Annotated in this window: 13 protein-coding genes; 6 read left to right on the plus strand and 7 right to left on the minus strand. The window is 72.4% G+C overall.

Translation table 11 applies throughout. The annotated features are described in order from the left end of the window. The first annotated feature begins 9 nt into the window (after nucleotides 1-9). From LY12_RS03895 to LY12_RS03920, 6 genes are all read left to right on the plus strand, one after another. A complete protein-coding gene (locus LY12_RS03895; RefSeq protein WP_253853297.1) occupies nucleotides 10-1,023 on the plus strand; it encodes a LacI family DNA-binding transcriptional regulator in 1,014 nt (337 codons plus the stop codon). Nucleotides 1,024-1,177: 154 nt separating this feature from the next. Next, nucleotides 1,178-1,540 carry a hypothetical protein gene (locus tag LY12_RS03900; RefSeq protein WP_253853299.1) on the plus strand — a complete coding sequence of 121 codons (363 nt, stop codon included), beginning with the start codon at nucleotides 1,178-1,180 and terminating at the stop codon, nucleotides 1,538-1,540. Then, the gene (locus LY12_RS03905; RefSeq protein ID WP_253853301.1) at nucleotides 1,541-2,779 is read left to right on the plus strand and encodes a putative T7SS-secreted protein; all 1,239 of its coding nucleotides are present in this window, start codon (nucleotides 1,541-1,543) and stop codon (nucleotides 2,777-2,779) included. A 2-nt stretch (nucleotides 2,780-2,781) separates the two neighbouring features. Further along, nucleotides 2,782-3,450, plus strand: coding sequence for a hypothetical protein (locus LY12_RS03910; protein ID WP_253853303.1), 669 nt, complete (start codon nucleotides 2,782-2,784; stop codon nucleotides 3,448-3,450). A gap of 134 nt (nucleotides 3,451-3,584) precedes the next feature. Continuing rightward, nucleotides 3,585-4,094 (plus strand): YbaB/EbfC family nucleoid-associated protein, encoded by a 510-nt coding sequence (locus tag LY12_RS03915; RefSeq protein ID WP_253853305.1) that lies wholly within the window; start codon nucleotides 3,585-3,587, stop codon nucleotides 4,092-4,094. Nucleotides 4,095-4,207: 113 nt separating this feature from the next. Further along, nucleotides 4,208-6,256 carry an AfsR/SARP family transcriptional regulator gene (locus LY12_RS03920; protein WP_253853307.1) on the plus strand — a complete coding sequence of 683 codons (2,049 nt, stop codon included), beginning with the start codon at nucleotides 4,208-4,210 and terminating at the stop codon, nucleotides 6,254-6,256. A gap of 63 nt (nucleotides 6,257-6,319) precedes the next feature. Here the strand turns inward: LY12_RS03920 and LY12_RS03925 are convergent, their stop codons facing one another. The 7 genes from LY12_RS03925 to pruA all read right to left on the minus strand — a co-directional run bounded on the left by LY12_RS03925 (nucleotide 6,320) and on the right by pruA (nucleotide 14,981). Then, a complete protein-coding gene (locus LY12_RS03925; RefSeq protein WP_253853309.1) occupies nucleotides 6,320-6,973 on the minus strand; it encodes a response regulator transcription factor in 654 nt (217 codons plus the stop codon). Further along, on the minus strand, nucleotides 6,952-8,229 hold the full coding sequence (locus LY12_RS03930) for a hypothetical protein (protein WP_253853310.1): 1,278 nt from the start codon (nucleotides 8,227-8,229) through the stop codon (nucleotides 6,952-6,954). Before LY12_RS03930 ends, LY12_RS03925 begins: the two co-directional genes overlap by 22 nt. Beyond that, complete coding sequence (locus LY12_RS03935; protein WP_253853311.1) at nucleotides 8,222-9,292, minus strand: sensor histidine kinase; 1,071 nt, start codon at nucleotides 9,290-9,292, stop codon at nucleotides 8,222-8,224. The genes LY12_RS03930 and LY12_RS03935 overlap by 8 nt, the downstream gene beginning before the upstream one ends. 334 nt (nucleotides 9,293-9,626) lie before the next feature. Further along, a complete protein-coding gene (locus tag LY12_RS03940; RefSeq protein WP_253853312.1) occupies nucleotides 9,627-11,129 on the minus strand; it encodes a methyltransferase domain-containing protein in 1,503 nt (500 codons plus the stop codon). Between the two features lie 103 nt (nucleotides 11,130-11,232). Further along, nucleotides 11,233-12,204 (minus strand): NADPH:quinone oxidoreductase family protein, encoded by a 972-nt coding sequence (locus LY12_RS03945; RefSeq protein ID WP_253853313.1) that lies wholly within the window; start codon nucleotides 12,202-12,204, stop codon nucleotides 11,233-11,235. 177 nt (nucleotides 12,205-12,381) lie between these two features. Further along, nucleotides 12,382-13,338 (minus strand): proline dehydrogenase family protein, encoded by a 957-nt coding sequence (locus tag LY12_RS03950; RefSeq protein WP_253853314.1) that lies wholly within the window; start codon nucleotides 13,336-13,338, stop codon nucleotides 12,382-12,384. 5 nt (nucleotides 13,339-13,343) lie between these two features. Continuing rightward, nucleotides 13,344-14,981, minus strand: coding sequence for an L-glutamate gamma-semialdehyde dehydrogenase (pruA, locus tag LY12_RS03955; RefSeq protein WP_253853315.1), 1,638 nt, complete (start codon nucleotides 14,979-14,981; stop codon nucleotides 13,344-13,346). Nucleotides 14,982-15,131 lie beyond the last annotated feature (150 nt).

The raw sequence follows: 15,131 nt of genomic DNA on the forward strand, positions 1-15,131 counted from the left end.
GGTAAACGATTGCAGCGGGTAACGATCGCGGACGTCGCACGCCGCGCCGGTGTCTCGACGGCCACGGTCTCCCGTGCGCTGTCGGGCGGGCGCAAGGTCTCGGCCGACGTCGCCGACCGGGTCCGCGAGGCAGCCCAGGAACTCGGCTACGCGGTGAACCCCATCGCGCGCGCCCTGCGCGTGAGCCGTACCGACACCGTCGGCATGGTCGTGCCGAGCATCCGGAACCCCTTCTTCACCGCGCTGGTCGAGAGTGTGGAGCATGCGCTCGGCGCCGACGGCAAGGAACTGCTGCTCTGTGACGCCCAGTCCGACCCCGTCACGGAGGCCCGCCGCTTGGACGCCCTTGTGACCCGCAACGTCGACGGCATCATCGTCAGCCCGTGTCACGGCACCGACAGCACCCCGGCGGTGCAGCGGACCGCCGAACGGCTGCCGCTCGTCCAGCTCGACCGCTTCGTCGGCGGGACCAGTACCGACTGGGTCGGGGTGGACGACATCGCCGCGATGCGCGCGGTCGTGGAACACGTCCGTGAGGGCGGCGCGCGGTCGGCGGCATACCTCGGCGCCCGGCTCACCAATTCCTCGAGCGAACTCCGTCACGCCGGATTCCTTCGCCACGCCGAGGAACTCGACCTCGAAACCGGACCACAGTGGACGCTCCTCGGCGACTACAGCGTGGAATGGGGCGAACGCGCGGTGGGCCTGCTCGCCGACTCCGGGCGACTACCGGAGGCCCTCGTGTGCGCCGACGACCTGATCGCGCTCGGCGCAGTGCGTGCCTGCCGTACCCGTGGCATCACGGTGCCCGACCGGATGCAGGTCACCGGGTTCGACAACATCGAGTTCACCCGGCTCGCCGAGCCGCCGCTGACCACCGTGGACCAGCCGACCCGGCGGATCGCCGACGAGGCGGTGCGGCTGCTGGCCGATGCCGCGGGCGACGGGCCTGCGGCGCGCGACGCCGCACACGTCGCGCTGGTGCCGAAGCTCGTCGTCCGGGACAGCACCCGCACGGGCTGACGCGGCCCCGCCGGTCCCCGCTGCTCCGGACGCCTGCGGTGCGGTGCCACGGTTGTACCACCGGAAACCACAACTCCTCGGCAGTGTCGCCCGCAGGCGAGGGGTGGAGGCCGGGTGTGACCCGGAGAGCGAAGAGGATGCAACGGGGAGCGGCATGGCGGGTTTCGGTGCGGTACCCGACGAACTGCGACAGACGGCCGGGCGCATCGCCCAGACGGTGGAGCGGGCCGCGGAGGTCGCGTGGCAGGGGCCCGGTGGGAACTACGGGCACGGCGACATCCAGTCGGCGTGGGGCCGATTCATGGACGACGTCGACCGGCAACTGCGCTCGCTCCGGGAACGGGCAGGCGAACACGGCAGTGGGCTGCGTGACGCGGCCGACCGATACCTGGAGCAGGAGCAGGAGGGGCTGGGCGTCTTCTCCGAACTGCAGGAAGCGGTCGAGCGGTCCCCGCAGACGCCCGCGCTCGGCGCGGCGCCGGGGCGGATCGCGAGCGTGCTGGACGGGGGCGTCTAGGTGGTCGCGCAGCTCGGGCAGACGACGGACCCGAAACAGCTCATTCCGGGGGAGCCGGAGCAGATCGCCGCGGATCTGCGGGGAATCGTCGGCAACCTCGGCACCGTCGGCGAGGTCGGCGGACTGTTGGGGCAGATTGATCCGCAGAACTGGACCGGTGACGCGAGCACCGCGTTCCGGGACGTGTTCTCCGCCGAACCGCCGAGGTGGACGGAACTGGTCGACACCGTCGCCAGGGGTGGGCAGACGCTCGCGGACTTCGCCGACGTGCTGGCCTGGGGGCAGCGCGAGGCGCAGCGCGCGATCGAGCTGCACACCCAGGCCCAGGCGGCCGGCCGCGCCGCGATGGCACAGCACCAGGTGCACGCCGCGGCAGGCGCGCCGGCGCAGCAGGCCGACCCCGGCGGCGGACTACTGGCCGAGGCACAGGCCGTGCTCGACAACGCCCGGCAACGGGTCGACGCGGTCGGTGCGCAGCTGGCGTCGAAGCTCGGCCTTCAACCCGACGGGCAGGGCGGCTACGGCCGCGAACACGAGCGGATCCACGAACGACGGACGGACCGGTCCTGGGGCGGTTCGCAGGGACTCAAGGAGGACCCCGTCGCGCGGCTGGTCGACACGCTCGGTATCGGACTGCCCAGTGCGAGCGCGCAGGCCGAAGCAGGCGTGAGTGTCGCCGAGGGCGAGCTCGGTGGCGAGTTCGACCACGGCCCGCTCGCGGGGCGGGGAACACTCGGCGGATCCGTGCTCGGGGCGAGCGCAGGCGCCGACGCGTCGGCCGATCTCACCGGCGTGTCGGCGGGCGCGGGTGCCGAGGCGCACGCTGCGCGGGGCAGTGCCGAGGGCGGACTCGACTTCGGTCCGCTCGGCGTGAACGGCCAGGCCAACGCCGCGGTCGAGGCCACGGCGAACGCGAACGCCGACGTCGGGCTGACCGGTATCGATGCGGCCGCCGACGCGTTCGCCGGGGCACGGGCGGACGTCGGGGCCGGTGTCGAGATCGCCGGTATCGGGGCGGGTGTCAACGCCGAGGGCTGGGCGGGCGCGGGTGCCGAGGCCGGGCTGCAGTTCGGCATGGGCGAGGACGGCAAGTTCCACGTCGGAGGCGATCTCGGCCTCGGAGCAGGACTCGGCGGCAAACTCGGTGGCGGGATCACGGTCGATCCGGGCCAGCTCACCGAGTCCGTCACCGGAGCGGCCGACACCGTCGGCTCGATGGTGCGCGACCTGGGCTGGTGACGATGCTGCCCGTTCCGATCGAGTTCACGCTGCCCGACGGTTGGCGCTCCGTGCCACCGGAACGGACCGGCGCACCGGACGTGGAGTTCCTCGCGGTGCACCCAGGGTCGAGCGCGGGTTTCACCGCGACGATCGCCGTGACCGGCCGGGTGCGCGAGGACGGGGCGGGCCTCGACGAACTCGCCGACGAGTCCGCGCGGAGCCTGGCAGAGCACGCCGTGGCCGTGAAGGTCGGCAGGCGCGAACGGTCCGGCGACGAGACGAGCGGCAGCCTGACGCAGGCCCTCGGCCTGCGGGTACGGACCGGTGGCGAGCTCACCGATCTGGCGCAGCTGCGGACGTTCCTCACGGTCCCCGAACGCACGGGTACCGGCCGACTGCTCGTCGTCGACGTCGTGCTGACGGCCACGCCCACCCAACTGGCCGAACTGATCGCCGACTTCCAGGCGTTCGTCGGCGGCATCCGGCCGGACCTGTCGGGTTCGCGCAGGCGTCCTGCCCCGCCCCGGCCACCGGAAGGGACAGCTCATCCGCAGACACCGCATCCACAGACGCCGCACCCACAAGCACCGCATCCACAGGCGCCGCATGCACGGGCACGGCCACCGGCGCCGCGGCTGCCGCCGCACTCGCCGCCGCGGCGGCCGGGCAGGCATCGCAGGGAACCGTGACGGGCGGGGTGGCATGACAAGCACCCGGCGGTGCGGCGGAGTCCCACGACAGTGAACGACGGGCCACGACGGCGACGAACATCCGCGATCGGGCGAGCATCCGCGATCCACGCGCGGCGAGGACGGAGGGACAGGTGACCGACCCCGGGCAGGACCTGATGCGGCGCATCGAGGCGATCGACACGGCGGCGGCCGACAACGCGCGGGCCGCGGAGGCCTACCGGCAGGTCACCGAGGAACTGGCGGAGGTGACCGGCACGGCGACGTCGGAGGACGGCGTCGTCACGGTGGTCGCGACCGCCGACGGCGGCGTCAGCCGGGTGAGGTTCACCGGTGGTGTTCGCGACGTGGCGCCGGAGACGTTGTCGGCGTCGGTGACGCACACGATCGCGCAGGCCCGCTACGCCGCGGCGAGGCGCCAGGCCGAGGTGGTGCGACGCGGTTTCGGCGACACGGATCTGCTCGACCGGGTACTGGACGCCGATGCGCGGGTGTTCGGCGACCGCAGGCCCGCCGACCCCGGACCGCCGCCGGAACCGCAGTACGTCCCGCGGGCGCCGTCGTCGGGCCGAGCGGGTGGCCGCGGCGACTACCCGGAACCGTATGACTACTCAGAGTTTTCGTATCTCCGCAGAGGTCGCTGATCCGGCCGATTTTGTAGGCAGTTCGACCGACAAACCCTTCCTGTGAGTGTCGTTAGCGTCGGCGACGCACCGGGCGACCGGCCGGTGGCCATCACGTTCAGGTGGGGGACACGATGACGTCGATCGACATCGGCATGCTCGGGGAACTGGATGTGCGCGTGGCCGGCGCACCGGTGCTCATCCCGGGCGGTAAACAGCGGCTCCTGCTCGCGGCGCTCACGCTCCGCGCGGGGCGGTTGCTGACCACCGAGGAGCTCATCGACCGGGTGTGGGGCGAGGAGCCTCCGGAGACGGCGCGCACGACGCTGCGGGGCTACGTCAAACGGTTGCGGACGGGGTTCTCCCGCGCCGGGACGGACACCGCCATCGAGGCGGTCTCCGGTGGCTATCGGCTCTGCGTGTGCCCCGAGGACATCGACCTGGAGCGGTTCCGGGCGCTGCGGCGGGAGGCGGCCGAGGTATCGGCTCCGGCCACGGCCTGGCGGAACGGCGCCGGCGAACCCGCGGCGGACGGGGTACCGCCCGGCAGGCGTGGCCACGCCGAGGAACTCCGACGACTGCAGGACGCGCTCGCACGGTGGCGCGGACGGGCGTTGAGCGGACTCGAACCGATGCCGTGGGTCGTCAGCGCGGCCGACGCGGCCGAGGAGGAGTACCTCCAAGTGTGCGAACGGCGCGCGGAACTGCGGCTCGAACTCGGCGAGGCGGAACGTGCCGTGTCCGAACTGCGCCCGCTCACCACCGCGCATCCGCACCGGGAGAGCCTGTGGACGCGGCTGCTGCTGGCGCTGCACCACAGCGGCCGGACGGCCGAGGCCCTGCTCACCTACGACGAGGTGCGGCGCATGCTGGCCGACGGTCTCGGTGTCGAACCCTGCGCGAGCCTGCGCGGCGTGCACGAGCGACTGCTCCGCGAGGACGGCCCGCAGCGCGCCCCGTCGGTGGGGAGTCGCCGGACCGCGCCGGCGCCACCCGCCACGGCACCGGCCACTCCGACACGACCCGGCGAGACGCGGCCCGGCGAGGTGCCGCCCGAGACGGGGCAGCAGGGCGGTGACCACGGCCCCGCCACCGGCGCGGTGGTCACCGTCGACACCGTCGCGGCGGCCGCGCCCGGATCGGTGAGTGGGCCGACCGCGGCGGCCGATGCGCCGCATCCGTTACCCGGGCGGCAGCGGGAACTCGCCGTGCTCGACGGCGCGCTCGGCCCGGGACGGGCACGGCTCGTCGTCGTCGACGGTCCGGGGGGCGTCGGCAAGACGGCACTGGTCTCCCACTGGGTGCGCTCGGCAGCCACGGAGACACCGGAGCAGAACCTGCCGCAGCCGCGTTTTCCGGGTGGTGTGCTGCACGTGGACCTGCGCGGCTTCGACCCCGAACCACCGCTGACGGCGGCCGAAGCCTTGACCGACCTGCTCGTCCAGGCGGGCTGCGCGGTGAGCGAGTTGCCGGCCGACCCGCTGGCGCTCGCGGCGCTGCTGCGCCGGGCGACGGCGCGGAACCGCACGTTGGTCGTGCTCGACAACGCCAGGGACGCCGCGCAGGTGCGGCCGCTGCTTCCGGGTGGCACCTCGGCCGCGGTCGTCACCAGCCAGAACCAGTTGCGCGGGCTGGTCGCCCGTGACGGTGCGGTGCGGGTGAGTGTGCGGCCGCTGGGCCCGCAGGACGGCGCGCGTGTGCTGGCCACGCTGACCGGCGTCACTCCCGGGGACCCGGCCGACCTCTACGAGCTGGTCGACCTGTGCGACGGACTGCCGCTGGCACTGCGGATCGTGGCAGGGGACCTCGCCGAGGACCTCACCCACGGCGGGGAGCCGGATCCGGCGTTGCTCGCGGGCAGGCTGGCTGCCGAAGCCACGCGGCTCGACCAGCTCGACGCAGGGGACGCGGCCACGAACATGCGTGCGGTGCTGACGCGGGCACACGCGCAGCTCACCCCGGCCCAGGCCGAACTGCTGCACGTGCTGGCGGCCGGAGGGAAGCTGGACTTCGACGTCGACGACGTCGCAGGCCTTACCGGTCGTGGCCGGAACGAGGCGCGGACGCTCGTGCGCGGACTCGTCATGGTGAACCTCGTCGCCCAGCGCGGCCCGGACACCTTCCGGCTCGGTGACCTGCACCGGCTCGCCGCCGTGGAGCGGCGGCAGGCGGACGTCCGGTGATCGTGCGTCTGGGGGTGGCACGATCACCGGACGATCCCGCTCGGTGCCTGTCGGGCCGGGTCATCAGAGGTCGTCGACGCTGATGAGCCCGTCCTGGATGGCCCGCGCGACCAGGGCGGCCTTGCTGCGCGCAGGCCTGCCCGCGTTGGCGTACTTCAGCCGTACGCGGTCGAGGTAGGTCGTGACGGTCTTCGGGGACAGGTTCAGCCGCTGGGCCACGAGGTCCCGCGACTCGGACTGGAACCATTCGACCAGCACTTCCTCCTCGCGGATCGACAGTTTCGGCCGATCGGAGCTGGTGTTGGCCGACAGGGCGCCCGCCAGTGCGGGCGGGGTGTACGGCCGGTCCCGCGCGGCCGCCAGGGTGGCCGACACCAGGTGGTCGGCGCCCTCCGTCTTGGTCAGGAAGGTCACGGCGCCCAGGTCGAGGCAGGTCAGCGCGGTCTGCTCGTCGTCGCGCATGGTGTAGACGATGACGTTCCTGCCCGCGTCGACGAGCCGGCGCAGTTCGCCGAAGGCCGGCGTGGTCTGGCCCGCCAGCTGCAGGTCGAACACCACGACGTCCGCGGCGTCCCCGGGTGGCAGCCACGCGGTCTTCGACGTCGCGCCGCTGGCAGCGACCCGCAGTGGCTCCGGCGCAGCCGCGTACCACTGTTCGATGCCGACGAGCATCGCGGGATGATCGTCCACGACCGTCACGGTGATTTCGTCCGCCATACCGCCTCCACCCAGAGTTTCCCGTTCGTCGTGGTCGTCGTGATCTCGGTGCGGGACCGTCGCTCGGTGTCGACCGCGGCGGCGATCTCGGCGGGGGCGTCGGCCACGACGCTCACGCGGACCGCCGCCGGGGTGCGCACCACTGTGGCACGGGCCGTGGAGCGGGCCGATGCGAGCACCGCCGCGGCCGGCGCCACCAGCTCCTGCCGTACCGGCTGCGGTACCGGACGGACCTCACCGCGTACCGCGAGCTGTACCGACACGCCCTGCCGCTCGGCGACGTCGATGCCCGCGCGCAGCTCGTGCAGCAGCGGGTCCGACACGTCGTCGGTCTCGGCGAAGAGCTGCCGCATCCGGGCCGTTTCGATGGCGGCGCGCCTGCGCACCCTCTCGTCGCCCGGGTCGAGCGCGCCGTAGGCCAGGCCGGTGAGGAGCGGCACCGTGGTGTCGAGCAGCCGGGCGTAGCGGGCCTGGTGGTCGCGGTGCGTGGCCTCGGCGATCTCCTCCGCGGTGCGGGTGCGTTCCTCACGTCGGGCGGCTTCGCCCGCGTCGGAGGCGGTGTGGTGCAGCACCACGGCGAGCAGGGCCACCGCGATCTCCAACCCGAACACCGAGACGGACACCATGCCCATCTGGACCGTGATGTGCCGCTCTGGCACGCCTTTGAACAGCACCTCGGCGACGGTGACCAGCGCATGGCACGCGAAGAACACCGCGATCGTGCGCATGCGCATCGGCAGCAGCAGGGCGAGGATGTACCAGCCGGCGATGCCGAACGACCAGTCGTCGGCGACCAGGAGCAGCTCGGCCGGAATCGGCATCGACGCCAGGGCTGCGGCGGCCACGCACACGCCGCACAGTGCGAACGCCAGTGCGCGCGGCATCGGCCTGGGGTGCACCACGCCGGCCGCGATCGCCACGGCGACGCAGGCCAGCATGACGAACGCCACCAGTTCGGTCCACCAGGGGCCGAAGCGGTCGTGGTTGGCGATCAGCTGGGGAAGGCAGCTGGTGAGCTGCACGGCCACGCCGACGAGCAGGACCGCCGTTTGGGCACCCCGCACCAGCCGGTCCCGCACCTGCTCGGCCGGCTGCCCGAGCGGCGGTGACCGCAGCGGTACCGGTGCGTGCCCGCTCGTGGGGTCGCCGGGCGTGGCCACCGTGCCCAATGCCGACGTGTCGGATGCCTCCGTGCCGGATGCGACGGTGCCGGATGCGGGCGTGGCGGGGTGGGTGGCGGTGGCGTGGTCAGTCATGCCAGCTCCAGCGGACCGTCGTGCCGTGGCCGGGAGCGGATTCGATCACCGCGGTGCCGCCGGTGTCGGCCATGCGCCCGGAGATCGACTCGCTCGTGCCGTGGTGGTGGTCGCCGACGGCGGCCGGGTCGAAGCCGCTGCCGTCGTCGGCCAGCGTGACCTCGACCCCGCCCGCCGAGCCCTGCACCCGCAGGCGGGCTTCGGCCACCCCGGAATGGCGGGCGACGTTCTCCACCGCCTCGCGTACCCCGTGGGAGATCGCCAGGGCGGGCCGCGCAGGTAGGGGAAGTGTCTCGGGGGCGTCCCAGGCCACGTCGACGAGGGGGTGTGCGGTCGCCTGCCGGAGCAGGACCGGGAGGTCGACGGTGCCCTGCCGGGTGCCCGGCGGAGCGGGAACGGTGGTGATCGCGTCGAGGTCCCGGCGCGCGCGGTCGGGCAGCCACGTGTCCTGGGGCGCACCGGCGCCGAGGGACACCATCATCAGCGTGGCGCTGGCCGTGTCGTGCAGCGTGGCGAGGTATTCGCGTTCGGTGCTACGGCGGGCCGCCGCGACCTCGGCGGCGCGCCGCTGAGCGGCCGCGCGTTCCCGTGCACGGTCGGCCGCACGGGCGCGGGAACGGATCAGCAGGAACACGCAGCGGGCCAGCAGGGCGTCGAGCAGCAGCCTGGCCCCGAACAGTGCGGCGTCGGCAAGCGGGCGCGCCATCGCCGCGCCGGCGACGTAGGACCCGGCGGCGACGACGGTGACCAGCAGTGCGAGCCGGGGCCGGCTCGGCAGCTCGAACTGGATGCCGATGCTCGTGATGCTCGCGACCGCGAATGCCCAGCCGTTGTACGGGCCGATGGCCGTCCAGGGCTGGGTGAGTTCCACCGTGAGCAGTGCGACGACCGCCGCGGCGACGACCAGGGCCGGTGCGGCGTGGTGCGGGGCCCGCCACGTCCACCACGCCGACAGGCCGCACCACGCGATGGTGACCGCCGCGACCAGCACCGCAGGTTCGTAGCGGTCCGGCACGCCGATCATGGCGAGCACGACACAGGCGAGCACCACGGCGATCCGCACACCGACCGCGTAGCGGCGGAGGGCGGCGTACAGCTTCGCCTCCGTGGGGCCCGCGTTCGCCGGGCCGGTCGTGCTCGCCTGCCGGATCGGTGCTCACCTCGTTTGCGCCGTCTGCGCGTGCGTGCGCGCGGTCCCCGTGTCCCGGGTCTCCCCGAAAGTGCGAGCGGAGGTTACCGCTCGCCACCGACGGCCGATCCGCCGTATGCACCGTCATCAGCGGAAACCGGCACAACAGGGACGAAACGCCGCGAGGGCTGCGAGGCCGGGCGGGTGGCGGCGTCCGAACGGCGCGGGGACGGCAGGCCGCCGACAGCGGCCGCCAGGGCGACAGGCGTCAGGACAGCGGCACGGTCACCGGGGTCGATCCGTTCACCGAGAACCAGCACACGAACTCGCTGACCAGGTCGAATTCCACGGCGACCGGCGCGGTTCCACTGTCGTCGCCGAGCTGGGCGGGCACGTCGAGTCGGACCGCGACGGTCACCTCCTCGCCCGGGGCGATGCCGCTCCCGGGCAGTGGGATCCGCCCACCGGAATCGGAGAGCCGGTCGCTCACTGCGCCGTCGGCCGTGTGCACACGCGCGCCGAGGAACACGGGGCCGTGCGCCGCGTCGGACGGCAGCCAGGTGCGGGTGCCGGTGTTGCGCAGCAGACACGTCCCGTGGACCGTCGCGCCGGACGCGGATGTGACGACCTCGACGTCGGACAACGTCACGTCGGCGCAGAGCCCGTCCGCCGCGCGGCTGTCGGGTGTCTCGACACCGTCGCGGCGGAGCACGAACATGCGCCGGTCGCCGATCGCCGCGCGCGTGGGCTCCGGGAACACCGAGCCGTCGGTGTGGCCGGCCAGCACGTCCTGGAACGTCGGCAGGTCGACCCACTGCGGTGCCGAGTCGAGCAGGCAGAGCCGCAGATCGGCGAACCCGACCCGGCGCGCCCGCTCCCACAGCTGTTCGATCACCACGTCGTTCTCGAGCACCCCGAAATGCCGCATCTCGTACTGCGACTGCGGTTGCAGCGAATGCTCGGGGCCCGGCTCGGCGAAAGCGGCGAGACCTCCCGGCCGCAACACCCGGGCGAACTCGGCGAGCACGCGGTCGGGGTTCGGCACGTGGTGGAGTGCGTCGTAGGACAGGATCCGGTCGACACTGCCGTCCGGCAGCGCGATGTGGTGGCCGTCGAAGGTCAGGAACTCCGGTTCGGGCCGGTCTCCGAGCACGGGCTGGCGCGCGTACAGTTCGCGGCCCAGCGCGAGCGCCGACGACGAGACGTCCGCGGCGATCACGTGGCAGCCGAGCTGCGTGAGCAGGCGGCTCGTCCAGCAGGTGCCCGCGCCGAAGTCCAGCACCGTCATGCCCGCCGCCGGCTGCAGGCCGCGCAGCACCTGGCCGAACGTCACCAGCAGATCGGCGGCCTCGCCGGGTTCCTTGAACGGCTTCGTCAGCAGCAGTTCGGTGTCGTCGAGCGAGGAGAAGTACTCCTCGGCGGTGGCGGCCAGCTCCTCGACAGTCGTGGTGCGGACGAGTTCGGCTGCGTCGACGAACTCGGGGTCACGTGCGGCCGCCGCTCGGGTGTCGGCGGCCTCCGGAGCGGGCGCCTGCTCGGGGGAGAGCCTGTCTGCGAACTCGTCGGAGCTCGCGAGTGCCGCGCACAACTGCGGCCTCGACAGCTCCCCGCAGTGCAGCCGCTCGGTGTAGTACGCCAGCCCGTCGGCGTCCGGCGCTCGGCCGAGGATCAACCGGTAGGCGCGGTCGACGACGGCCGCCGCGGTGTCGGCGTCGGTCGCCGTGTCGGTCGCGGTGTCGGCATCGGCTGCGGTGGCTGCGGGTGTGCTCATCGCCGTCGAGGCTAGCGAACGGTTTCGGCGCGACCGCGACGTTCCGCCGAAACCGGCTGTGCCGGCCGGTGCGTCGTCGCCGAGCGCCCGGCAGGCGACCGTGTCACGCCGTCGGATCCACCACGACCTTGCCGAGTACCGCCCGGTCGTCGAGCTGCGCGACCGCCTCGCCCGCCCGGGACAGGGGATAGGTCGCCGCGATCGGCGGATCGACGACGCCGGAGCCGAGGTAGGGCAGCAGCACGTCCCACTCCGCGCGGAGGCGCGCCGGATCGGCCAGGGCGTAGGCGCCCCACGCGACCCCGCGGACGTCGATGTTGTTCAGCAGCAGGCGGTTGACCTTGACGGTGGGGATGTCGCCCGCGGTGAATCCGATGACCAGCAGTCTGCCCAGTGGCGCGAGGCTGCGGAGGGAGTCGGTGAAGCGGTCGCCGCCGACCGGGTCGACCACCACGTCGACGCCGCGGCCCCCGGTGAGCTCGGCGACCGAGTCCTTGAAACCGTCGGCGAGGACGACGTCGTGCGAGCCGACCGACGACACGAACCGCGCCTTGTCCTCTGTGGACACCACGGAGACGACGTGTGCACCCATCGCCGAGGCGAGCTGGATGGTGGCCGTGCCGATGCCGCCGGCTGCACCGTGCACGAGCACCGTCTCGCCCCGCTGCAGCTGTCCTCGCTTGAGCAGTGCGAAGGTCATGGTCAGGTAGTTCATCGGCAGGCACGCGCCCGCGGCGAAACTCATCGCGTCCGGCAGCGGAAACACGTTGGTTACCGGTGCGAGGACCTGTTCCGCGAAGGCGCCCGTGGTGGTGCTGGCGGCGACGCGGTCACCGGGGGAGAAGCCGGAACCGGCCGGGGCCTCACGGACGACACCAGCGAGCTCCCCGCCGAGCGTGAACGGCGGCTCCGGCTTGTACTGGTACATGTTCTTCGTCATCAGCAGGTCGGGGAAGTTGACCCCGGCCGACTTGACGTCGATGAGGACCTGGCCGTCGCCCGGCGTCGGCGCGGGAGCGTCGGTGACCTCCAGAGCCGTCGGGCCGTCGGTGCGGGTGACCGTCGCTGCGTACATCCTTGTGCGCGCCTTTCGCCGTTGATCATCGATCGCAGCGAGTCTATGGCCGCGACCTGCCGTGGGACAGCCCTCGACGGTCCGCAGGCCGGCGTGACACGGCCAACACCCCCGGGGGCACCCTGGTTGCATTGAATGCAACCAGGGTGCCCCCGGGGGGAGTTGTTCGGCGGGCGCCTACTTCTGCGAGGTCAACGCCCGGAGGAACAGCGCCAGGTTGGCCGGTTTCTCCGCGAGGCGGCGCATGAAGTAGCCGTACCATTCGGTGCCGTACGGCAGATACACGCGCAGCTGACGTTGTTGCCCGACGAGCCGGAGCTGTTCGGTGTCGCGGATGCCGTAGAGCATCTGCAGCTCGTACTCGTCGCTGCTGCGGCCCGACTCGGCAGCCAGGCGCAGCCCCGCCTCGACCATCGCCGGATCGTGCGTCGCGACCATCGGATAGCCCCGTCCGTTCATCAGCACCCGCAGGCACCGCCCGTACGCTTCGTCGACGGCATCGCCCTGGTGGGCCACGCTCGGGGGCTCGGCGTAGGCGCCCTTGCACAGCCGGATACGGGACCCCGGCCCGGACAGGTCGGCGCAGTCGGCCTCGGTGCGCTTGAGGTAGGCCTGCAGCACCGTGCCCAGGTGCGGGAAGTCGCTGCGAAGCTCGCGCACGATCGACAACGTCGAATCGGTAGTCGTGTGGTCCTCGGCGTCGACCGTGACCCACACCCCCGCCTCGTCGGCCGCGGCGGCGATCTTGTGCGCGTTCTCCAGCGCGATCCGATCGCCGTCGGCCCCCAGGAACTGGCCGAGGGCCGACAGCTTCAACGACACCTCCACCGGCCGCGGTCCGTCCGCCGCGGCCTGCCTGCCGGCCAGCGGCGCGAGGGCCGACAGCAGCGACAGATACGCCTGTACGGTCGCGGTCGCCTGCGCGGTGTCGGTGGTGTCCTCGCCGAGGTGGTCGATCGTGATGAACCGGCCCGAGGCGAGGATGTCGCGGGACGTCGCGAGCGCCTGTTGCTCGGTCTCACCGGCCACGAAACGGTCGACGACCTTGCGGGTGAGCGCGATCCGGGAGGCCATCCGTTCGAGGCGCTTCGACCTCGCCGCGGCGAGCAGGCCGGTGCGCAGCGGAGACGGCATGGTGATCACACCCCCTGGTGCGGGTAGCGGTGATCGGTCGGGGCCACGAACGTCTCCTTGACGGAGCGTGCCGAGGCCCATCGCAGCAGGTTCTGCGGCGACCCGGCCTTGTCGTTGGTGCCCGAGGCGCGGGCGCCGCCGAACGGCTGCTGGCCCACGATCGAACCGGTCGGTTTGTCATTGATGTAGAAGTTGCCCGCGGCGAACCGCAGCTTCTCCGACGCCCTGGCCACGGCGTCGCGGTCGTCCGCGATCACCGCGCCGGTCAGGGCGTACGCCGAGCCGGTGTCCACCGTCTCCAGGATCTCATCGAATGTGCCCGGCTTCGAGTCGTCGTAGACGTGGATCGCCAGGATCGGGCCGAAGTACTCCTGCTGGAACGCCTCGTCGGTCGGGTCGTCACCGAGCAGGATCGTCGGCTCGACGAAGTAGCCGACGCTGTCGTCGGCGCCGCCGCCCGCGGCGATCGTCAGCCCCGGCGTCGACTTGGCACGCTCCAGCGCTGCGGCGTTGCGGTCGAACGAGCGCTTGTCGATGACGGCGCCGCCGTAGTTCGACAGGTCCGCCACGTCGCCGTAGGAGAGGGCATTGGTCTTGGCGATGAGGTCCTCGCCCATCTTCGCCCATACGGACTGCGGGATGAAGGCGCGCGAGGCCGCGGAGCACTTCTGGCCCTGGTAGTCGAACGCGCCGCGGATCAGGGCCGTCGTGAGGATCTCGGGGTTGGCCGAACTGTGCGCGACGACGAAGTCCTTGCCGCCGGTCTCGCCGACCAGGCGCGGGTACGAGTGGTAACGCGAGATGTTGGTGCCCACCTCGCGCCACAGGGTCTGGAACGTCTGCGTGGAGCCGGTGAAGTGGATGCCGGACAGGCGAGGGTCGGCCAGCACGACGTCGGAGATGTCGGGCCCGGGGCCGGTGACGAGGTTGATGACGCCCTTGGGCAGGCCTGCGGCTTCGAGCAGCTGCATCGTCAGGTACGCCGACACGGCCTGGGTGTCGGACGGCTTCCACACGACCGTGTTGCCCATCAGCGCGGGCGCGGTCGGCAGGTTGCCCGCGATGGCGGTGAAGTTGAACGGAGTGACCGCGTAGACGAACCCTTCGAGGGGGCGGTATTCGACGCGGTTCCACACGCCGGGCACCGACAACGGCTGCTCGGTCATCAGCTGGCGGGCGAAGTGGACGTTGAACCGCCAGAAGTCGATGAGTTCGCACGGAGCGTCGATCTCGGCCTGGTAGGCGGTTTTCGACTGGCCGAGCATCGTCGCGGCGGCGATGGTCTCGCGCCACGGACCGGACAGCAGGTCGGCGGCGCGCAGGAAGATCGCGGCCCGCTCGTCGAACGGCATGGCCGCCCACGCGGGAGCGGCGGCGCCCGCCGCTTCGACGGCGTCGCCGACGTCCTGCCGTGTGGCGTGGGTGAACGTGCCGAGCACGGAGGCGTGCTTGTGCGGCTGCACGACGTTCTGCACGGTCGTCGCACTGCGCCGGTGCTCGCCGTCGATGACGTGGTGGACCTCGGTGGGGCTGGCGTCCAGCTCGGCCAGCTTCGCCTGCAGCCGGGCGCGTTCGGGCGTGCCGGGCGCGTACGAGTTGACCGGTTCGTTCGCGGGCTGCGGAACGTTGGTGATGCCGTCCATGGACCTCGAGCCTCCTTCGTGTGCGATGCGAGCGGGATCGCCGCACGGGCAGTGAAGCAGGGCGTGAGCGCCCGTAAACTGAGCCGATCGGACAAAGTCCGTGCGAATACTTCGTGCGATCGGACAACGACCGCGCGGGTGGGAGGGAAA

It is taken from the genome of Prauserella alba (assembly GCF_024171735.1).
In the GTDB taxonomy this organism is placed as follows: domain Bacteria; phylum Actinomycetota; class Actinomycetes; order Mycobacteriales; family Pseudonocardiaceae; genus Prauserella; species Prauserella alba.